This window comes from Enteractinococcus fodinae, from assembly GCF_031458395.1.
Lineage (GTDB): Bacteria > Actinomycetota > Actinomycetes > Actinomycetales > Micrococcaceae > Yaniella > Yaniella fodinae.
This window is the reverse complement of record NZ_JAVDYJ010000001.1, coordinates 1,856,645-1,876,758: the sequence shown is the minus strand read 5'-3', so window position 1 is coordinate 1,876,758 and position 20,114 is coordinate 1,856,645. Positions and strand designations below refer to the sequence as shown.

Below are 20,114 nucleotides of genomic sequence, written 5' to 3'. Positions count from 1 at the left end.
CGCCCCGCGTTGAGCCGTGGAACTGGATCGTGGAAGGACTGCACAGGTGCTCATCATAGGCGGCGGAATCGCCGGCATATCGCTGGGGCGAGAACTGTCAGTCCGTGGGCATCACGTCACCTTGTTGGAAGCCGAGCCGCAGCTGGCCTATCACACCTCTGGGCGGTCAGCGCAACAACTCGTCCTGGGATATGGGCCGCCTGCGGTGCGGGAATTGACCGACATTACCGTCGAGATGCTGCTGGACCAACAGCAAGCGCTGGCCCAGCCAGTTGTGTGGCCCTCAAGATTTCTGATGGTCGGCACACCAGGAGAAATTGACGAGGGCGCCTATCCGGGACAGCTCCGGCTGGACGCCGAGCAGCTGCGGCACCTGGCACCCGAGCTGCGCGCCGACAGGTTTGCCGCCGGGGCCCTCGACGAGCGTTCCTTACGCACCAAAGCCGAAGCGATGCTCGACTGGCTGGTGCATGATGCCTCGAACATGACCGTTCGGCGCAACGAACGCGTCGTTACCGCAGCCTATGACCACGGCGGGTGGACGGTGACCACCAATCATGCCACCTACCGGGCACAAACGGTGATTAATGCTGCTGGCGCGTGGGCCGATGAGGTTGCCGAACGGTGTGGGATCGCACCGCTGGGGCTGACGCCCCTACGTCGTACGGCTGCGATTCTCGACCTCGATGACTCGCTGCGCCCTGACCGTCCCATGGTGATGAAAGCCGACGGTTACTATTACCGGTACGAAGATCCCCAAGCCATTCTGGCCTCTCCGCAAGAAGCCGTGGCCTCGCCGCCCGAAGACGCCCAACCGAATCCTGAAGATATCGATGCGCTGATTCACGAGATCCAAGCCGATACCACCTTGCATGTGACCGGGGTCCGCCAAGCCTGGACCGGTCTGCGCACCGAAGCCCCGGACGGCGTCCCGGTGGTCGGGTTCGATCAGCACCCCGGGTTTTTCTGGTTGGCCGGTCAGTCAGGTTATGGTTTCCAGACCTCATTGGGTTTCGCTCGCCTGGCAGCCGACCTGCTTGTAGATGGGACAGCGGGGGACTGGGTTACCTCCCAATCGGTGCAAGACCTCGCTCCTGACCGGCTGCGTTAGTCCTCGGCGTACGGGATCGCCCGATAAGCCTCGAGAATCCTCGGTTGGACTTTCTTCTTGAGTCTGCGCCAGCCTGCTGCCGACACATTCCAACTGAGCGCATCGGCCAGTGCGTACAAGCCCAGCGCGCCTGACCAAACTCGCGCGCGATTCGGGACCGCAGTAAATTCCTCCGGTCGCACCGCGTGCCAGAGGCTCAGGTAGGTGGCATTCAGTGCGGTATCCCAGTTGGCCGCGTAGTCCCAGTCCAGAATTCCCACCAGCTCGCCGTCGACCCAGTGCATATTGTGCCCGGCCAAGTCGCCATGCACCAGACCGCAACCCACCTGATCATCGGTCCACCCGTGCACGTGCTCGGCGATCGACCAGGCCATCCGATCAGGTACGACCGCATCTAATGCTTCGAGCATTACACGGGTGATCTGGCCCCGCTGAGCAAACGGAACGTTCAGTGTTAAGCCTGTCGTGTCATAGGTCTCAAGCTCGGACACGATACTTGCCAGCATGTGGGGTTCACCGCGACCGTGTGGGTGAGCGGTGCCAGGAATATAGGCCTGGAGCACGCCGTGCTCAACTTCCGATAGCGGTGTGGGCACCGCCCAGGGAAGCTCAAGATCTGTAAGCAATTGCATTTTGCGGCTCAGATCCGGGTCGGTCTGGCGCGGAATGCGCGCCACCGCGAGCTTTTCTGCGACCAAGATGGTGTGATCTTTTCCGCGTTCCACGACTTGCGCCGTTCGCCAGTCATAACCTCCCAGCTGTGTCGCGAGATGCTCGGGGACTGAGGGGAGGAGTCGACGACTGAGCATCGCAGCGCGGGTAGCAGGCATGGTTCAATCTTAGCCAGGCATCAGAAGCGGTTGTGGCACATGGCTTCAGGCGAGCATTGTCGGCGCCAAAACGGTGTGTTACGGTCAAGCCAGCCTTATATGGCACGATTCCTACTGGCGCCCAACACTGAGTCGCCGGCCTCATGCCCAATCCAATGAGCCGCTCATGTCCCGACAGGATAGCCCGGAGAATAGATGACATCCAAACCAACCACAGCGCGAAAGAGTCGGCCTTCGATCGATCCGAAAGCTCTCCTGACGAAACCACGCGCCCGAGGTTGGATCCACTTGGTTGCGACACCGCTCGCCTTGATCGCCACCATGCTGTCGGTCGCTGTTCCGGAGACCTTCACCGAGCGTTTGAGTGTGGCCATTTTCGGAATCTGCTCGGTGGTGTTGTTCGGCTCCTCCGCGGTGTATCACCGCGGGAACTGGTCCCCGCGCGTTATGGCCGCGTTGCGTAGGCTTGATCATTCCAATATTTTTCTGCTCATTGCTGGCACGTACACCCCCTTGGCCGTGATGCTGCTGCCCCAGAGCCAAATGCAATTGCTCCTGACCGTTATCTGGATTGCCGCGCTGGGCGGCATTTTGATGCGCCAATTCTGGATCTGGGCGCCGCGATGGGTATATGTGCCGATCTACATCGCTCTGGGCTGGGTAGCGGTCTGGTATTTACCAGACTTCTACGCAGCAAGCGGGGGCCTGGTCGTCTCCTTCATCGTGCTAGGTGGCGTCTTTTACACCCTCGGTGCGGTGGTGTATGCGCTGAAACGACCAAACTTTTTCCCGTACTCATTCGGGTTTCATGAGATCTTCCACGTGTGTACCGTGATTGCTTGGGCGTGCCATTACGTTGCGATCCTTGTCTCGATGTGACAATACTTTCCCAGCTAAATACGTGATCAAGCATCGCCAAGACGGGACAGCGTCGGTATGGTGAAAAATAATGCCTACTTCAAGCGTCAACACTGTACAACGCCCAACCACCGCTCAAGCGTATCGCCATTGGCCGATGATCGGAGCCGGGGTGCTGTTCGCCGGCTCAGCCGTGTTAGCACTCATTGCCCAAGACTGGCGGAACTTCTCGATCGCGCTAATTGCAACCATTTTGGTCTTTGCACCACTCCTTGCCGAACGCTGGGTAAATCTGCAGGTGCCGCTCAGTATTCAGTTGCAGTACGGCCTACTGCTGCTGACGGGACCCTACTTGGGAGGGTACTGGCGGTGGTATGAAATATGGCAACCATGGGATACCGTCGTCCACTTGTACTCGGGCATTTTCGTTAGTTTCGCACTCATCTTAGCGCTGGGTAAAACACTCGATGCCTACCGACTCAGACTTCCGGTGTGGGTTGAGATGGTCATGCTGATCACTGCGAAGGCATTCATCGCCCTGGCCTGGGAAATCGGAGAATTTGTCTTCGACCTCACCTTTGACACCCGAACCCAAGGCGGGAACTTCGACACCATGACCGACATGATCGCGGGGTTGACGCCATCCTTGTTTATCGCTGGGATGCTTTTCGCCTATCGCCGCCGCGGCGCTGTTGGCTACATCGGTACCTTATTGGACGTGCAACAGCCCAGCAAAGTAGGCGCTGGCAACGCGCAGTGAGTCTGTAGCTTCGAGCCTTCCGGTGCGATGATGATTCAGGCAGACTGGCTGCATGAATACTCCAGAATTTGTCATCGTCCAGACCACCACCGACTCCGAGGAAGAAGTTCAGCAACTGGCCGCAGCCGCTGTGGAACAGCAGCTGGCCGCCTGTGTGCAGGTCTCCCAAGTGCAAAGTTACTACCGCTGGGAAGGGCAGGTGCACCACGATTCTGAATTCCTGCTGTCCTTCAAAACCACCGCCGCGGCGGTCGATAAACTCAAGAAGCTTTTTGCCGACCAGCATTCATATGATGAGCCCGAAGTCGTGGTTATACCGATTCTTGATGGGAGTCCCGGGTATCTGCAGTGGATGCGCGACAGCGTGACCAATTGATGCCCCCTGAAATGCACTTGCCCTCAAAATATGACTTTCTGCGGAAAGTAATCTACACTGGAGGTAGTTGCTTCAAATTTTAACGGCAGACGGTGTTTGCTGTAAGACTGAATCGAGAGGAATCCGAGTGACTCAACAGATAGATCCCATCGAAAACGCCCGACTTGCAGACGATACTGAAATGGGTGCGGTGACCCTCAAGGTTGCGGACCTGGACAACATGATCAAGTACTACACCCACGCGCTTCCGCTGCAAGTAATTGATCAGCAAGGTTCTTCCGCGATCATTGGTCGGGGCAACCGGCCACTTGTGATCCTGGAACACGCTCCAGAACTCCAGCACGCTTCCCGACGTGCAGCCGGTCTATTCCACACGGCAATCCTTTTTGAAACCGAAACGGCCCTGGCTGCTGCTCTCTATACAGCAGCTCAATATGCCCCCAACTCCTTTACTGGTAGTGCCGATCACTTAGTGAGTAAAGCCTTTTACTTCAATGATCCAGAAGGCAATGGTATTGAGCTCTATTGGGACCGTGACCGCAGTGAATGGAGCTGGGTGCACGGTCAAGTGGAGATGGATAACCTGTTATTAGATCCCAACCAGTATCTCCGTGACTACTTAACCGAAGATGCGATCCAGAACCCCGTGATCGGGGGAGCAGAGATTGGTCACGTCCACCTACAAGTGGGTGACCTGGCTGGAGCTCGGAAATTCTATGTCGATTGGTTGGGCTTTGATGCGACAAAAGCGAACTTTCCGGGTGCCTTATTCGTCAGTGCCGGCGGGTATCACCATCACATGGCGATGAACATCTGGAATAGCCAAGGAGCCGGCCGCCGTGACAACACCCTCGGCTTAGGTCAAGTCGATATCGTGTTACCTAGCAAGGATGCCCTCGGTGAAGTGACCGAACGCGTCAAACACTACGGCGTACAAGTCGCTGATGACGGCCGAACCGTCCGTTTCGAAGATCCCTGGGCCAATGAACTCCGGATCCAAGCCGCCGATGCTTAAGTTCACGCTGTGAGCCACGCTCTAGAGGCGTGAGCTGAGGCTCCAGAGACAGAGAAAAACGGTCATTGGGTTGGGCAATGTGTTGTCCTCCCAATGACCGTTTTCTTTCCCCCGGGATTCTTGGTAAGCCTAGACCGTTACGAGACCCTTTGGTGTTGAGAAGGTGACTTCTGCGATACCCGGTGTGCCGGACGGGGAGATGTACTTGATGTTCAGATCTTCGACCATCTCATCGGAATCGGCCAATCCCAGCCAATCTCGCACACGCGGCCGATTGCCTGCGATGGTGATCGACTCGATCGCGGCCTCAGCGGGCTCTGCCTGCGAAGGGTGCAGATCTTCGGTCCCCTCGTTCCACCGCAGAATATAGGGCACCTGCGGGTCGGCGATGAGGCCCTTAATACCGATCTGTTGCCACTCTAAAGTGCGACCATCTGGGAAGGTCCGAGCACCGGGCACGGCGCGACGGTCGAGGCGTTCTTCAAACGGTGCCATGTCGTCTACGGAAACGACCCAGCCCATCCAACCGCCGCCCATATTCGAACGAGCTCGAACGGCCTGCCCGAAGGGCGCCTTTTCGGCTGCTGGGTGTTCCAGCACCTCAACGATCTCAAAGTATTGTCGGTTTTTCATCGGGAAAAAGAGGTTGCGCGTCCCGAAACGCGGGTGTACCCCACCGTTGACCCAATCGACGCCGAGAAGCTCGGCCATCCTATCGGCGGTGGCATGGAGTCCTTCCGGACCTACAGCATAAGAAACATGATCCAAGCGCATGTTCATCAGCATGTCACGAAAGCGCCGTTGAAATTGAAATGTGTCACATTATGCTGTTTTGTGGCATGCCCGTCCGGCAGTATTTCTGCCTGTCACAAGGGACTTTAGAAAAAACTTTGCCGCTGCGCTGTATTACTAGAATCCGGCGCCATTCGTTGCGTTGGGGGATGGGACAGGGTACGCAAAACCCCTCGAAAAACGTCGAAACATTTCTCGAGGGGTATTTGGTGCGTGGGGTTTCTAGTAGCGCATGAGCGCCGCAACGTTTTCAACACGACCATCGGAGATGATGACGATATCTCCGGAATTGAGTTTGGTGTGCAAGATCGCCGTGTTCACGTCCCCGGTGCCGTCCGAGGCGTTCAGCGACGGGTTAATAAATAACGTGTCCACACGACCAGCAACTGCCGCCTCGCGGATAAGATCTGGCTGTGTTTCACCCAGACCGGTGCCGGAAACATCTGCGAAACGCTCGTATGCTGCGTCATCATTGGCAGCAAAGTGCGGGCGCACCACGTCCCAACCGGCTTGCTGCAATTCGCGGTTCGTTGAAACGTCTGGATTACCTGAGATGAAATCTTCGGCAACCACCGGGTAGGACGATGCAGCTTTAACCGATGCAACGTTTTCGGCAACGCCAGCTAGGACCATCGGCTGGGAGCGAGCCCTGCCGAGGAGATCTCCAAGAGATGAGCCGACTTCTTGTAAAAATCGTTCAATTTCGACTTCTTGGTTGTCAGCTGCCCCACCGTGGCCGTGGAAGACGGGGCCCGCACCGCCAAGTGAGCGGTTTTGCAGCTGAGATTGACGATCGTCAGTGTCGACGACGTCTTCAAGTGATTCCGGAACGATGTCTTGCAGATCGAGCTGGACCACCGAGTCTTTAGTGGCATCAAGGACGCGTACTTTCTTGCGTGAGATCGCCAGAATATAGTACGCGTGGGATTTGGTGAGGGCTTCAGAAATCGGGCGCAGCACGAAGTGTTCTGCGACATGGGTGTATTCGGACACGGGAACGCCGAGCCGATAGATGAGGTTCAGGCCTTTGGCAGCGAAAAGGGCAAGTGATTCACCCTGCTGACGTAAGAACGGCGCATCAGTGGCGATGGCATCAAAGGAAGCCAACATATCTTTGGCGTCTGATTCGGGGACCCCAGCATTGACGAGTTTCCGTCGTGCTTCCTTGACCAGTGACTTAACACGGGTGGCGGTATCTTGGGGTTGATGTTGTGGTGGAGCGGTCGGCAGAAATATAGTGACCTTTGGCCCGGTGGCTGCGGCCATGGCTTTCAGGTCATCAGCGGTGATCTGATCAAAGTATCCGAGTTGTTCCATACGACAACAATACAACTTGTCATCTCGATTTTGGAGCGTTGATCAGTCCGAATTATTGCGTACATCATAAATTCAGCCCACGGTGTGGATAACCGGTCTCAGAAGTCGCCATTTTGATTGATTTCTGGCATAGTAGTGGGTGTTGGTCACGAGTGTCAGTAAATATGCCCCGGCTTACTGACCGGCAACCCTCCACCGCGGTGGGGTGCCCCGGGTGAGGACCAGGTCTCATGACAAATTGAGACAAGCGCGGGTCTTCGCGCACGTCATTAGCTGCGCGGCAGACGGGCGTTGAGAAGACCCCTTGAAGGTATGAAGGAGTCTTTCCACTTGGCACAACGCGACATCACTGATCAGTCCACTTGGGGTATCTCGACCCGTCAGATCCACTCTGGAATGGATGTGGATTCTGAGTACGGCTCGACACAGCTGCCCATCTACCAGACGACCAGCTTCAATTTTCCTGATACTGCCACTGCCGCCGGCCGTTTCGGACTCTCCGAGCTGGGACCGATTTATTCCCGCATCACAAACCCCACAACCGATGCGGTCGAAAATAAGATAGCCGCCTTGGAAGGTGGCGTTGGTGCGGTGCTGCTGTCCTCAGGACAATCAGCCACGACGCTGAGCATCCTGAACGTGGCTGGTAGCGGTGACTCGGTTGCGGTCTCGGCCTCGCTGTATGGCGGGACGCAAAACTTGTTCAAACACACGCTGCCACGGTTGGGTATTGAAACGATCTTCGTCGAAGATCCGCACAACCTCGACGAGTGGCGCCAAGCGATCAAACCCAACACCAAAGCACTCTTTTCAGAAGTCTTAGGCAACCCTAAGGCCGATGTGCTCGCCCTTCCAGCGGTGGCCGATATCGCACATGAAGCCGGTATCCCGCTGATCGTGGACTCGACCTTAACTCCGCCAACGCTCATCCGTCCGTTTGAACACGGAGCCGATGTAGTCATCCACTCCACCACCAAATACCTCAGCGGTCACGCCAACGGTCTGGGTGGGGTCATCGTGGACTCCGGCAATTTCGACTGGACAGCCAATCCTGAAAAATTCCCATGGTTTAACGAACCCGATGAGTCTTATCACGGCTTGGTGTTCGGAACCGATTTTGGCCCCAACGGCCCACTGGGGGCAAACCTGTCCTACATCTTGCGCATCCGCACCCAGCTGTTGCGTGACATGGGGAATTCAGCCTCACCGTTTAGTGCGTATTTGATCAACCTAGGGCTCGAAACGCTTTCGCTGCGCATGGAACGCCACATAGCAAATGCACAGCGAGTTGCTGAATGGCTCGAGGCGCACCCGCAGGTCGAAAGCGTGCAATACTCCGGGCTGAAATCTTCCCCCTGGTACGACCGGGCGCAGCAGCTCTTGCCCAACGGTACCTCCGGAATAGTGGCCTTCAATATCGTCGGTGGCGCGACCGCAGGACAGAAATTTGCTGAATCGCTGACGTTGCACAAACTGGTCGCGAACCTCGGAGATGTGCGGTCACTTGTTGTTCATCCGGCTACCACGACCCACAGTCAGCTTTCTGAAGCTGAGCAGCTAGCAGCCGGTGTCAACCCGAGCCTGGTCCGTCTCTCGGTAGGCATCGAAGACATCACAGACATTCTCGACGATCTGCAGTCCGGCTTTGATGCCGTTGCCACGAACTAACAAGGAGTGAGGTCATGTCATTGGATCTAGAATCAGTGACCGACCCGGCGACATACGTAGGCCAGTCAGCGCTCACCACAGTCGCGATTGGCGAATTACATTTTGAGACCGGCGGGTACCTGCCAAATGTTGAGCTTGCCTATGAAACCTGGGGGACCCTCAACAAGACAAAAACCAATGCCATCCTGATCCAGCATGCCCTCACCGGTGACAGCCATGTAGCGTCTTCGCAACTGGCGCCCGAAGCGGGCTGGTGGGAATACCTGGTTGGGCCCGGCAAGCCCATCGATACCAATAAATGGTTTGTCATTGCGACCAATATGGTCGGCGGGTGCTACGGGTCAACCGGCCCTTCATCGTTAGATGAGCACAACCGGCCCTACGGGTCACGGTTCCCGTTCGTTACGATCCGGGATGCTGTAAACGCCGAAGCCAAGCTTGCCGACATCCTTGGGATTGAACGCTTCCACGCGGTGCTGGGAGGGTCCATGGGTGGTGGGCGTGCTCTGGAGTGGGCCGCAATGTATCCGGATCGTGTTTCGGGTGTTGGAGTCATCGCCTGCGGCGGGCAATCCACCGCCGAACAGATCGCGTTTGCACAAGCACAAGTCGAAGCCATTCGGCTAGATCCAAACTTCAAGGGCGGAGACTACTACGGCGGACCGGCACCAATTCAAGGCCTGGGGATTGCGCGTCGAATCGCCCACATTAACTATCGTTCCGAGCCGGAACTCAACGTGCGCTTCGGTCGCAAGTTTCAAGGTAATGAGAACCCGCTGGGCTCCCCGGTTGCAGCCCGGCAGGGTCGCTACCAAGTTGAGTCCTACCTGAACTACAAGGCTCAGGACTTGGCCGGTCGGTTCGACGCGAACTCCTACATCGCCCTGACGGAAGCGCTCATGTCGCACGATGTCGGGCGTGGCCGTGGGGGACAGGCTGCAGCGGTGGCCAAGATCAGCGCAACACCGTTCATCGCCGCGGTCAATTCCGATAGGCTGTACTTCCCAGAACAAAGTTACCAACTGGCAGCTGACTTCGGTCCGCACACTCCGGTGCACCTGATCGACTCGCCCATCGGACATGATGGCTTTCTCACCGACCTGCACCAAGTGGCCGACGAGATGATCAAGACGTTAGGACTTTAACCGCATGCATGTTCGCTGGTCACACGACGAACCGCGCCCAGATACAGACCTCGTAGTCTTTCTGCACGGCTTCGGTGCCGATGAAAACGACCTGTTTCCTCTGGGCAACTACTTCGATGATCGCTTCACCATCGCCAGCGTTCAAGCGCCCAAGCAGCTGCCACCGCATTTCGGGGGCTACTGCTGGTTCCCGATCTCGACCGAGCTTGAAGCAAATGCCGAAGAAGTCCGGACCGCCATCGTGCAATTAGACGAGTGGGTCCAGTCGGTCGCTGACCAGTACCGCAGTGTGTCCTTGCTGGGCTTTTCCCAGGGCATGGCGATGGCCACCTCGCTGATGCGGATGCGCCCCGGATTCTACCCAACCGTGATCGGCCTGTCGGGTTTCGTGATCGAAGCCGCCGAGCTCGATGACCTATTTGACGACGAAGCGTTCGCAACCTCCAACCAGTTGATGTTTTGGGGATACGACCCGGAAGATCCCATTGTCGCAGCCGATCGGATTGCACAAACTGCCAACTGGTTGCGTCCGCGAGTAAACCTGGTCGAAAAAACGTACCAGGGAATTGGTCACGGCATCCACCCGCAAGAAATCAATGATTTCCTGGGCTTTCTGAAGGTGCACGTCTAGACCACCTTCGACAGCCCCTCGGGCCGAGGCTTCAGACTGGGTAGCCCTCCACCCCGGCTCAAGCAGTGCAGGACTAGCCGTGAGGCGTGACCACGGCGCGACCCGACACCTTCCCATCTACGAGATCTTGATAAGCGTCTAAGGCTTTGTCCATGGGATACTTGGTCACTTTCGGTGCGATCTTGCCAGCCCGGAACAGGTCCGCGACTTCATGTAAGTCCTCGATAGTGCCCCAGTAACTGTTGGTCAGTTCCACCTCATAGGGCGTGGTATAAAACGTCCACTCATAGGGCTGCCCCGCGATACCTAACACCGTGAGTCGACCCTGTACCGCCATGGATTGCATCGCGGCGTTAATCGTGGGGGAGACACCCACGAAATCAAACGCGGCATCGACACCCTTGCCACCGGTCAGCTCACGGATTTTTGCGGCCTGATCGTCGCCACCCGGCACCGTGACGGCACCAAGCTGTTCAGCTTCGGCCATCGCATCCTCTTTCATGTCCGTGGCGATAATCGTCGCCCCCGTCAGAGCTTGAAGAATCTGTACGCCCAACAGGCCGAGACCCCCGAGACCAATAACCAGCGCGTAGGTATCTGCGCCCGCTAATTTTGGTAGCGCAAGCTTGATCGCGTGATAGGGCGTGAGCCCAGCATCAGCCAGCGGCGCCGCTGTGGCTGGATCAGCGTCACCCAAGGGAACCAAGTTACGTGCCGGCACCGAGACGTATTCGGCCATCCCGCCATCACGGCCTAAGCCGATGCCCGGATACGGGTTGGTCGCAGCATTTTCACAATACGTATCTTGGCCTCGGGAACAGGCCTTACACCGGCCGCAACCGACTGGACCATACACCAAATACGCGTCGCCCTGATCGAAACCGGTGACCCCCTGACCGACCTCTTCAACCCAACCGGCGTTTTCATGCCCCAGCACAAAGCCGGTCGATAAACCCGCGGGGTTAAAATCAGCATCGTAGTCCTGGAAGATTGCCACATCTGAGTGGCAGGCACCGGCTCCGGCTACTTTGAGTAACACTTCACCGGGACCAGGCGTGGGTTTTTCTACGTCTTTGAGCACCGGAAACGTTTTCCAGTCTTCGAACACTACTGCGCGCAAAACATCCTCCTAGAACGGGGTTATTTCCTTGCAGTTTTATGCTACGGATTGCCACGACAAGACGCATGGCACCGCTCTCGGTTTACCGGATGGTTATCTGATGTTGCTAGTTAGCGGGCACACCGGAATCCGAGGTGAGTGGTGGCCGAGTCGGGGCTTTGTGGTTGCCGGGCTGCGGGCCGGTACCGGGCACAGTATGTGGGATCGCACAGATGAGAGCCTCCTTTTACCACGAGGTGCTCGGCGTCGGATGCCGGATCGGTCGGAGCTGCACAACACGAAGACGGCGAGTCTCGGACGGAGCTGAAGTCGCTGGTTGTCCACTCCCACACGTTGCCGATCATGTCGAACAATCCATGTTTTGTCGGCGGGAATGCTCCGACCGGGCTGGTGCCGACCCACCCGTTGGCTCCGGTATTTTCATAGGGAAAGTTGCCCTGGTAGGTGTTGGCCATCAGCTGTCCGGCGGGCATGAACTCAGCACCCCATGCATAGGCGTGACCCGCTGGCGAAGCAACCGCATGCTCCCATTCGGTTTCAGTGGGAAGACGTCGACCGGCCCATGTCGCATACGCTTGAGCATCTTCGTAGGACACGTGCACCACGGGGTGGTGATCGAGCCCGGCAAGGTCGGATGCTGGGCCGCCGGGGTGCCGCCAGTTGGCGCCCGGAACCCATCGCCACCATAATTCCCAGCGCAATAAGTCCACTGGCCCGGTCGTGGGGGTGAAGACTAAGGATCCAGGAGCCCGCATCTCGGGTGGTATCCCCACGACGTCATCGGGGATGGGACGTTCGGCTGTCGTAACCCACCCCGTATCGGCCACAAATGCTGCGAACTGCGCGTTGGTCACCGGGTGGCGTTCCAACTCGAAGCTCTCCACTGTCACCTGAGTACGGGGTGCTTCTTCCGGGTAGAAGTCGTCAGACCCCTGCCACGAGGTGCCACCAGGGATCGTCACCAGCTCGGTGAGTTCAGGAGACATGCGTCCTGCACTGCGAGATGACCTCGTCTGCATCATCGAGCCATTCGATCTGCATCCAGCGGTTGGTTGGGGTCCCGGCATCATTGGATTGTGGGGCGCCCTGGGTGGAGCGGCCGCGTCGAATGTGTTCGGCAAGCAATTGCGCTAGCTCGCTGACTTTGTCGGGGTATTGTTCTAGGAGATTGGTGGTCTCGGTGGGATCCTCGGCCAGGTTGTACAGTTGGGCGGGCTTATAGCGGGTGGCTTCTTCACCAGCGGGCTGTGCCATCAACGATTGGAAACCGTCGCCATCGGTGACGCAGTCGAGCTTCCAGTCGCCCTGGCGGATAGCCAGACCGCCACCACCCGATGAGGCAACCACATCCTGTCGAACAGCACGGTCCGAGCCCTGCCATACGGGGAGTTGCGACACGGAGTCTTCCGCGGCGGTCTCAGGCAGTTGCTCACCTAAGACTTCTGACAGGGTAGCAAAAACATCCGAGTGCGAGATGAGATGATCCGAGGTTGTGTCGGGCTCGATAACCTCAGGCCACCGCACAATAAACGGTTCGCGATGACCACCTTCCCAAATATCGGCCTTCGCCCCACGCCAGCCATTCGACGGATCATGGCCTTGGGCGCGCAGGTCGGGCAAACCAGCCACCGGAGAGACGCCGTTATCCGAGGTCACGATGACGATGGTATTCTCGCGCTGCCCGGCGTCATCAACGGCCTGAACCAGTTGGCCGACGTAGTCATCAAACTGCAACACGAAATCCCCGTAGGGTCCCAGACCCGAACGCCCCTGCCACGGCTCATTTGGAATGATCGGCCCGTGCACTAAGTGTGAGGGGACATATAAGAACCACGGATCGTCGCCTTCTAACATCCCGTGGAGCACGTCAAGGGCCTTGTCCTGGAAGTCTTGCACCAGGCGTGTGACATCAAAGTCCTCGACCATGGGTCCTTTCTGAATCTGGTCCCACTGCGAGGAAGTGGCCCGGTCGAGTTGCCACTGATCGCCGCCGAATTTGGTCGGGATGCCTTGGGCTTGTCCATCTTCGATGTACACGAAGGGCGGCTGATCGTGCGAGGCGGCGGTGATGAAAGAGTAGTCGAAACCAAGGTCATTGGGGCCGAAAGTAACCGGTTTGCTGTAGTCAATGTCTGCCCCTTCGACCTCCCACTGCTGGCCGGCATTGAAGTTGCCATGGCGACCGAACCGAGTATGGGGAATGGGATGTTCATCAACCGACAGCCCATACCGGTCGAGATCGTTGCCGTGTTCTAATAACTGCCAGTCCAGTCCTAAGTGCCATTTCCCGACCACCGCGGTCGTATATCCGCGGTCGGACAGAAATTGCGCCAGTGTCAGCCGATCCTTTTCAATCAGTGATTCGGAGTCACCGGGTAACACCAGTCGTTTGAGTCGCGAGCGCCAGTTGTAGCGTCCGGTCAATAGGCCATACCGTGAGGGCGTACACAGCGCGCTGGTGGCGTGGGAATCGTAGAATCGCATGCCCTCAGACGCCAGGCGGTCCATGTTTGTAGTCTCCCAGCCGGCGTTGGGGTTGAAGCACGACACATCCCCTTGACCAAGGTCGTCAGCAAAAATGAGGAGCACGTTGGGTCGAGTTGAGTGTGATGCTTCAGTCATAGATCTGGCCTTTCAAAAAGAATCAGTTCACAATCTCAACTGTAAGTATCTGACCTGTGGCGGACAAGGGTGTTGTGCCAAAACTAATAGTCGGCATCAGCTGGGAGGGGACGTTATTCGGTCTCAATGATCACGTCGAGATCAAGTTGCGTAATGGTGATGACGTCACCGGCTCGAAGCTGCCTGCCGCGCCGAGTCTCAACTTCGTCGTTGACTAAAATCTCGCCGGCGCTGATGACCTCTCGCGCGTCGACGCCGTCTTCCACGACGTTGGCAAGTTTGAGTGCTTGCCCCAATCGGATCATCTCGTCACGGATTATTAGGGTTTCGCTATTGGTGCTCATAATTCTATTGTCACTCACCAGCATCAAAGTTTCGACTAACCTAAACTAGTTGAAGGTTAATCCCAGCCTCACAATCAAATGTGTAATTTTCGATAATGGAAAGTGATACCTCCATGGCACAACCGTCCACTCTCGACCAGGTTATTAACCTGGCAAAACGCCGCGGATTTGTCTTCCAGGCCGGTGAGATTTATGGCGGTTCACGCTCTGCATGGGACTATGGTCCACTCGGCGTTGAACTGAAAGAAAACATTAAATCTCAGTGGTGGAATACCTTCGTTCGAGGACGCGGCGACATGGTCGGGTTGGACTCTTCCATTATCCTGCCACGCCAAGTGTGGGAGGCTTCCGGCCACGTCGAAACGTTTGTGGATCCGCTGGCCGAATGCATGGCGTGTAACCACCGCCACCGCGATGATCACCTCATTGAGGCCTTCGAAGCCAAACACGGTCGCACCCCAGAACGTGAAGAATTGGTCTGCCCAAATTGTGGCACTCGCGGACAAATGACCGAAGCACGCACCTTCTCGGGTTTGATCCGGACCTTCCTGGGCCCAGTGGCTGATGACGAAGGGCTGCACTACCTTCGCCCAGAAACCGCCCAGGGTATGTACCTGAACTTCCTCAATGTGGTCAACACAGCCCGCAAAAAACCACCGTTTGGGATGGGCCAGATCGGTAAAGCGTTCCGCAACGAGATCACACCGGGCAACTTCATCTTCCGCACCCGCGAATTTGAACAAATGGAAATCCAGTACTTCGTCCCACCGACCCAAGCCGATCAGTGGTTCGACACCTGGGTAAACCTCGCCCAGGACTGGTTCTTCGACCTGGGCCTGAACCCCGATAATCTGCGCCAATACAATGTGCCAGACGGCGAACGGGCCCACTATTCATCGGTGACCATCGACCTGGAATACAAATTCGGATTCGCCGGCAGTGACTGGGGCGAACTGATGGGTATCGCCAACCGTGGAGACTTCGACTTATCGAATCACACCAAGGGTTCCGGCACGAAGATGCAATACTTCGACCAAGCCACCGAAGAGCACTACACCCCGTACGTCATTGAGCCATCATGGGGCCTGACCCGGTCACTGATGGCATTCCTCGTCGACGCCTATGCCGAAGATGAGGCTCCCAATGCAAAAGGTGGCGTCGATAAGCGCACGGTGCTGCGCCTAGATCCACGTTTGGCACCCTTCAAAGCGGCTGTCCTGCCGCTATCGAAGAAAGCTGAGTTGGCAGAACCTGCAAACCAGCTGGCGGATCAGCTGCGCAAACGTTGGAACATCGATTATGACGATGCCGGTGCCATCGGGCGTCGCTACCGTCGTCACGACGAAATCGGCACGCCCTACTGTGTCACCTTTGACTTCGACTCGCTGGAGGACAACGCCGTCACTGTTCGTGATCGCGACTCGATGGCTCAAGAACGCGTGTCCTTGGATCAGGTCGAGCACTACCTGGCAGAGCGCTTAGGACTCTAAGTGCACATCCGTGAATGGCAAGAAGGCGACGATCTGCGGTTACTGGAGATTTTCGGTGATCCAGCAAGCGCACAACACCACTACGACCGCACCATGTTAGGGCCTTCAACGCAAGACCCTTCTGGTGTGTGTCTCGTCGCTGAAGACGACGGCGTCCCAGTTGCAGCCGGAGCGATTCGAGCACAAGCCATCCATCCAATGCGGATGTGGTGTTTTATCGAGACCGCTCCGCTGCAACGACGCCGGGGGTTCGGCAGTGCACTGTTGGCCCAGCTTGTGGAACGCATACCAACTGATACCGCGCTGAAAGCACGCTCGGTGGCCGGTGACGATGCTACCGCTGCGTGGCTCCAGGCCCATGGGTTCGGCCAGATACAGCGCTCTCAGCGGGTTATTGTTGCCGCCGGCACCTTCGAGGCCCCTGATATCGAGGTCGAACAACTGGCCACCGGCTCAGTGGAATTATCGAAGGTCGCTGCCGAATACTACAACGCCACGCACCACTGGGATCCATCGAGTCTCAGCATCACACAAGCCCAGCAACTGTTACTAGCACCGCAATCCGGGGCTCAGCAGGCCTTCGTCACGCGGCACCAGGGTCGCATCGTGGCCTTTGCCATCGCGTATCCGGGCCCTGTGGCCAATGTTGTGGATCTGTTCGTCGGACATGACCCGCAGCATGACGAGCCTGCTGACCACCTAAGAGCCTTGGTGGCGGTGGCTGGTGAACATCGCAGCCTTGCTATTGAGATTGATAACTCCACCACGGCACTCAATGCACTGTTAGTCCAAGCGATCAACGCTGATACCGCCTTGGTAGAACACGAGTCTGTAATCTGGGCGACCGACGCCTCCACCGATGCATAACGTCCCGTCAACCATTCCTGCCACCCGACGCAGGGTCACCATCTGGATGTTTGCCATCCTGGTCCCGCTGGGTATCGCGCTGTTTGGTGCGATGCTTTGGTTATGGCCATCTGGGACCCATCAAGACCTGTCGCTTGATGACCCTTATGGCACCACGGAAAGCTTCTCAGTGGTATCCGGTTCGGTTTCATCGGTGTCCAGTACGCGCTGTGACGGTGGCGCCGAGACGGGCAGCCCCACGCAGGTGCAGCAGGACTTAAAATGCCAAACCGCCCAGGTTGCCACCGACCGGGGTAGCTATGAGGTCGATATTCCCGTCCAGGTATCGGCCTCCACCGAGGTCGTGCGGGGCGATAACGTCAAGATCCTGATCGGTGAGGACCTCGCTGAGGCGGGGGTTTTTGTCGACTTTGAACGTACCGTTCCGGTTGTCCTGTTGGCCGCCCTGTATGCCCTGGTGGTCGTCCTCGTCGCTCGCTGGCGCGGGGTGCGGGCCATCGGTGGGCTCATCTTATCCTTTGTGGTGTTATTCGGGTTCATGATTCCGGCACTGCTAGAAGGTGGCCCGCCATTTTGGGTTGGACTGATCGGCAGTATGCTGATCATGCTTGTGGTCCTCTACTTTGCCCATGGTGTCTCGTTACGCACCACGACTGCGCTGCTTGGCACCTTTATCGGATTGTTGTTGACGGCCGGATTAGCGGCCTGGGCCTCCGATACGGCGTATCTCATCGGATTGGGTGAAGAGTACTCGTACATTCTGACTTCCGTTGTCCCCGAAATCCGCTTATCCGGAATTGTCCTGACCGGTCTGCTGGTGGCTGGTTTAGGTGTGCTCAATGATGTAACCATCACTCAGTCTTCAGCCGTCTGGGAGATCAAAGCAGCCCAACCCACGATTTCTGCGCGTAATCTCTTTGCAGCAGGGATGCGCATTGGTCGTGACCATATCGCCTCGACCGTTTATACGATCGCGTTTGCCTACGCGGGAGCAGCCCTGCCGATGCTGATGGTCGTATCGTTATATGACCGCTCCATGATGGACACCATCATGTCTGCGGAAATGGTGGAAGAAGTAGTGCGCATCCTGGTTGGGTCCGTCGGCCTGGTGCTAGCGATTCCCATCACCACAGGCATAGCCGTTGCGGTGGCCAATGCGGTAGCTGAACCCACTGAACAACGCCGTCACCCAGCGGTCGTCACCACTCACTGAGCCTGTCGTCTGGCTCGAAAATACCAGGTGAATGCCACACTTGCTGCAAGCAAGACTGCCGCACACGCCAGATAGGTCAGTTGACCACCCCAAACGGTAAAACCGACCCCACCGACCAGACCCGCAAACGCTAGACCAATATCGAAAGTCATGTTCCAGGCAACACTGCCTCGGCTTGGACTTCCAGCCTGTTGGAACGCTAAGAACAGGCTGGCTGCTTGCACACTTCCAGTGCCGAAACCAAGCACCCCCATGGCCAGCAGCAGAACCCACCCGGCGGGTAACACCGCGGCAGACACCAACCCGAGCAGCGTGATCGCCAAGCCGATGGTCATAACTCCGCTAGCTGCATGACGGTCCAACATTGCGCTGCCGAGGAAGCGTCCGCCGATAACTAACCCCTGCATGACCGCGATGTACCACACCGGGGAGGCATCAACTGCTGCCGGGCCGAAGGCAAGCACTAAACCTAGTACGGTCAAGACGATAGCCGTTGGCAATAACACTGCGACCAGACCGATAATGTGCATTCGGCGTACTGGCTGGTCATGGTCTTGCGCTGCGGCGCGGGGTCCGGCCTGTTCGGTGACGTGTTTCGAGGGCACGGCCGCGATGGCAGGTACCGCTAGGAGTAAGAGGGCAAAGCTCAACCATTTCACCCCGGAGCTGGACATCATCGTGATAAGCCAGAGCCCAAGCGGCGCACCGATCGCGGTGGCGGTTGCTGTGGTTGCGCCAAAGAAGCCAAGGGCTCTGCCGAGACGGTCCGGGGATACGGTCGATGGCACCACTGCCGTACCAATCACTACGAGTGTGCCAAACCCGAGCCCGGACACGACACTGCCGATCAGCAGCGCGACAAACGGCTCCGGGATGACCACTGTGCACAGGTGCCCTAGCGCTTGGAGACCGATGGCGGCTAAGAACGTATAACGCGCACCCAGCCGCGTATTAAGGGCGGGAACGGCCGGCTGGACGACCACCACCGCAATCATCATGGTGGTCAAGACGGACCCGGCGGTGACCGCCGTTAATCCCAGACTTTCACCGATGCTGACCAGGGTGGAGTAATTGAGGAAAAACGTGCCGAAACCAAACAGCGCCATCCACATCACTCCGAGTAATGCTGGGGTCAGCGTCCGGTGCGGTGTGGGCTGTTCAGCGGAAGTGGGCAGGCGCATACTCCTGACCATAGAGCATGGTCTGAGTAGGTCAGGTGAACTATGGCTTGAGTCGCAGCACGGCCATGAGAAACTCGCCGTCTTCATCGAATGGCTCAAATTGCCAGGATCCGAAGCGTTGGTAGACCTCTAAACCGGCTTGTGCAGCATCCGAGGTGAACTGTTGGTTGGAGTAACCGCGCGCCAATTGAAACCCGGTAATGAAACGGGAACTGGCGTGCATATGCTGTGCCACATTGACCAGGGCCGGGATGCGCTCCCAGTCTGCTAAGAACGTCTGGACGTTGCCCGCCGATACAATGATGTCGAAGGTTATGATGTCGTCAGAATCGTCCCGCACCGCAAAGTTGGCGAGGTCTGCTACCTCAAAATGCGCCTGAGGGTATTTCTCCGTGGCGATTTTGATCAGATGAGGGTCCAAATCGATGCCTGTGACGTGATGGCCAGCTGATGCCAGATAACCGGCGACCCGTCCGTTCCCGCAACCGGCATCCAAGATGGTGGAACCTCGCGAGGCGAGCGCATCGATGGCTCGTGCTTCACCATCGATGTCATTGCCGGCAGCTTCCAGGCGTTCCCATCGTTGGGCATAGCGTTCTGAATGCGTCGGATCCTGCATTGCCTGACGCCACTTATTCAGTTCACGCTTGGGCTCGGCTGGCTGATCGGCCGCTGATTTCGGAGTGGCAGAGAGCGAAAAGGTGTGAGCGGAGTCGGGGGTCGAAAGAAATTCCTCGTGAGACATATGCCCATTGTAGGAGTGCCTCCTGTGAC

20 protein-coding genes and 1 riboswitch are annotated in these 20,114 nt (G+C 57.4%); of the genes, 11 read left to right on the top strand and 9 right to left on the bottom strand.

Annotated features, from left to right (window positions below):
* Window positions 1-46 precede the first annotated feature (46 nt).
* Entirely contained in the window at window positions 47-1,111 is a 1,065-nt protein-coding gene (locus J2S62_RS08730; RefSeq protein WP_310173727.1) for an NAD(P)/FAD-dependent oxidoreductase, read from the top strand.
* Here J2S62_RS08730 and J2S62_RS08725 read toward each other — a convergent pair.
* Window positions 1,108-1,941 (bottom strand): protein kinase family protein, encoded by an 834-nt coding sequence (locus J2S62_RS08725; RefSeq protein WP_310173725.1) that lies wholly within the window; start codon window positions 1,939-1,941, stop codon window positions 1,108-1,110. The two genes, J2S62_RS08730 and J2S62_RS08725, sit on opposite strands and share 4 nt — an antisense overlap.
* A 195-nt stretch (window positions 1,942-2,136) precedes the next feature.
* Here J2S62_RS08725 and trhA point away from each other — a divergent pair, with 195 nt between their 5' ends.
* From trhA to J2S62_RS08705, 4 genes are all read left to right on the top strand, one after another.
* Entirely contained in the window at window positions 2,137-2,820 is a 684-nt protein-coding gene (trhA, locus tag J2S62_RS08720; protein WP_310173723.1) for a PAQR family membrane homeostasis protein TrhA, read from the top strand.
* Between the two features lie 70 nt (window positions 2,821-2,890).
* Window positions 2,891-3,559: a hypothetical protein gene (locus J2S62_RS08715; RefSeq protein ID WP_310173721.1), complete on the top strand. Its 669-nt coding sequence runs from the start codon at window positions 2,891-2,893 to the stop codon at window positions 3,557-3,559.
* A 52-nt stretch (window positions 3,560-3,611) separates the two neighbouring features.
* Complete coding sequence (gene cutA / locus J2S62_RS08710; protein WP_310173719.1) at window positions 3,612-3,935, top strand: divalent-cation tolerance protein CutA; 324 nt, start codon at window positions 3,612-3,614, stop codon at window positions 3,933-3,935.
* Between the two features lie 181 nt (window positions 3,936-4,116).
* The gene (locus J2S62_RS08705; RefSeq protein ID WP_310175814.1) at window positions 4,117-4,950 is read left to right on the top strand and encodes a VOC family protein; all 834 of its coding nucleotides are present in this window, start codon (window positions 4,117-4,119) and stop codon (window positions 4,948-4,950) included.
* Between the two features lie 129 nt (window positions 4,951-5,079).
* Here the strand turns inward: J2S62_RS08705 and J2S62_RS08700 are convergent, their stop codons facing one another.
* Both J2S62_RS08700 and J2S62_RS08695 read right to left on the bottom strand, forming a co-directional pair.
* The gene (locus J2S62_RS08700) at window positions 5,080-5,730 is read right to left on the bottom strand and encodes a VOC family protein (RefSeq protein ID WP_310175812.1); all 651 of its coding nucleotides are present in this window, start codon (window positions 5,728-5,730) and stop codon (window positions 5,080-5,082) included.
* A gap of 234 nt (window positions 5,731-5,964) precedes the next feature.
* The gene (locus J2S62_RS08695; protein WP_310173718.1) at window positions 5,965-7,059 is read right to left on the bottom strand and encodes a baeRF3 domain-containing protein; all 1,095 of its coding nucleotides are present in this window, start codon (window positions 7,057-7,059) and stop codon (window positions 5,965-5,967) included.
* Between the two features lie 144 nt (window positions 7,060-7,203).
* Window positions 7,204-7,315, top strand: a riboswitch (SAM riboswitch).
* A 74-nt stretch (window positions 7,316-7,389) separates the two neighbouring features.
* Between J2S62_RS08695 and J2S62_RS08690 the strand changes: the two genes are divergently transcribed.
* The 3 genes from J2S62_RS08690 to J2S62_RS08680 are packed head-to-tail and all read left to right on the top strand — an operon-like array spanning window position 7,390 to window position 10,503.
* Window positions 7,390-8,727: an O-acetylhomoserine aminocarboxypropyltransferase/cysteine synthase family protein gene (locus tag J2S62_RS08690; protein ID WP_310173716.1), complete on the top strand. Its 1,338-nt coding sequence runs from the start codon at window positions 7,390-7,392 to the stop codon at window positions 8,725-8,727.
* A 14-nt stretch (window positions 8,728-8,741) separates the two neighbouring features.
* A complete protein-coding gene (gene metX, locus J2S62_RS08685) occupies window positions 8,742-9,872 on the top strand; it encodes a homoserine O-acetyltransferase MetX (RefSeq protein ID WP_310173714.1) in 1,131 nt (376 codons plus the stop codon).
* A gap of 4 nt (window positions 9,873-9,876) precedes the next feature.
* Window positions 9,877-10,503: an alpha/beta hydrolase gene (locus J2S62_RS08680; protein WP_310173713.1), complete on the top strand. Its 627-nt coding sequence runs from the start codon at window positions 9,877-9,879 to the stop codon at window positions 10,501-10,503.
* 73 nt (window positions 10,504-10,576) lie between these two features.
* Here the strand turns inward: J2S62_RS08680 and J2S62_RS08675 are convergent, their stop codons facing one another.
* From J2S62_RS08675 to J2S62_RS08660, 4 genes are all read right to left on the bottom strand, one after another.
* Complete coding sequence (locus J2S62_RS08675; protein ID WP_310173711.1) at window positions 10,577-11,623, bottom strand: NAD(P)-dependent alcohol dehydrogenase; 1,047 nt, start codon at window positions 11,621-11,623, stop codon at window positions 10,577-10,579.
* A 110-nt stretch (window positions 11,624-11,733) separates the two neighbouring features.
* On the bottom strand, window positions 11,734-12,609 hold the full coding sequence (locus J2S62_RS08670) for a formylglycine-generating enzyme family protein (protein ID WP_310173708.1): 876 nt from the start codon (window positions 12,607-12,609) through the stop codon (window positions 11,734-11,736).
* The gene (locus tag J2S62_RS08665) at window positions 12,599-14,245 is read right to left on the bottom strand and encodes a sulfatase family protein (protein WP_310173706.1); all 1,647 of its coding nucleotides are present in this window, start codon (window positions 14,243-14,245) and stop codon (window positions 12,599-12,601) included. Before J2S62_RS08665 ends, J2S62_RS08670 begins: the two co-directional genes overlap by 11 nt.
* A 113-nt stretch (window positions 14,246-14,358) precedes the next feature.
* A complete protein-coding gene (locus J2S62_RS08660) occupies window positions 14,359-14,589 on the bottom strand; it encodes an RNA-binding S4 domain-containing protein (RefSeq protein ID WP_310173704.1) in 231 nt (76 codons plus the stop codon).
* A 113-nt stretch (window positions 14,590-14,702) separates the two neighbouring features.
* On the opposite strand from J2S62_RS08660, the gene J2S62_RS08655 reads away from it, so the two are divergent.
* Genes J2S62_RS08655 through J2S62_RS08645 form a run of 3 tightly spaced genes read left to right on the top strand, consistent with a single transcriptional unit; the run spans window position 14,703 to window position 18,159 of the window.
* Window positions 14,703-16,079: a glycine--tRNA ligase gene (locus J2S62_RS08655; RefSeq protein ID WP_310173702.1), complete on the top strand. Its 1,377-nt coding sequence runs from the start codon at window positions 14,703-14,705 to the stop codon at window positions 16,077-16,079.
* Window positions 16,080-16,946, top strand: a complete 867-nt coding sequence (locus tag J2S62_RS08650; protein WP_310173700.1) for a GNAT family N-acetyltransferase — start codon at window positions 16,080-16,082, stop codon at window positions 16,944-16,946.
* On the top strand, window positions 16,939-18,159 hold the full coding sequence (locus J2S62_RS08645; RefSeq protein WP_310173697.1) for a YibE/F family protein: 1,221 nt from the start codon (window positions 16,939-16,941) through the stop codon (window positions 18,157-18,159). The genes J2S62_RS08650 and J2S62_RS08645 overlap by 8 nt, the downstream gene beginning before the upstream one ends.
* On the opposite strand, the gene J2S62_RS08640 is transcribed toward J2S62_RS08645, so the two are convergent.
* Both J2S62_RS08640 and J2S62_RS08635 read right to left on the bottom strand, forming a co-directional pair.
* Complete coding sequence (locus J2S62_RS08640) at window positions 18,153-19,340, bottom strand: MFS transporter (RefSeq protein WP_310173695.1); 1,188 nt, start codon at window positions 19,338-19,340, stop codon at window positions 18,153-18,155. The two genes, J2S62_RS08645 and J2S62_RS08640, sit on opposite strands and share 7 nt — an antisense overlap.
* 40 nt (window positions 19,341-19,380) lie before the next feature.
* Window positions 19,381-20,085, bottom strand: a complete 705-nt coding sequence (locus J2S62_RS08635; protein WP_310173693.1) for a class I SAM-dependent methyltransferase — start codon at window positions 20,083-20,085, stop codon at window positions 19,381-19,383.
* Between the last annotated feature and the right edge of the window lie 29 nt (window positions 20,086-20,114).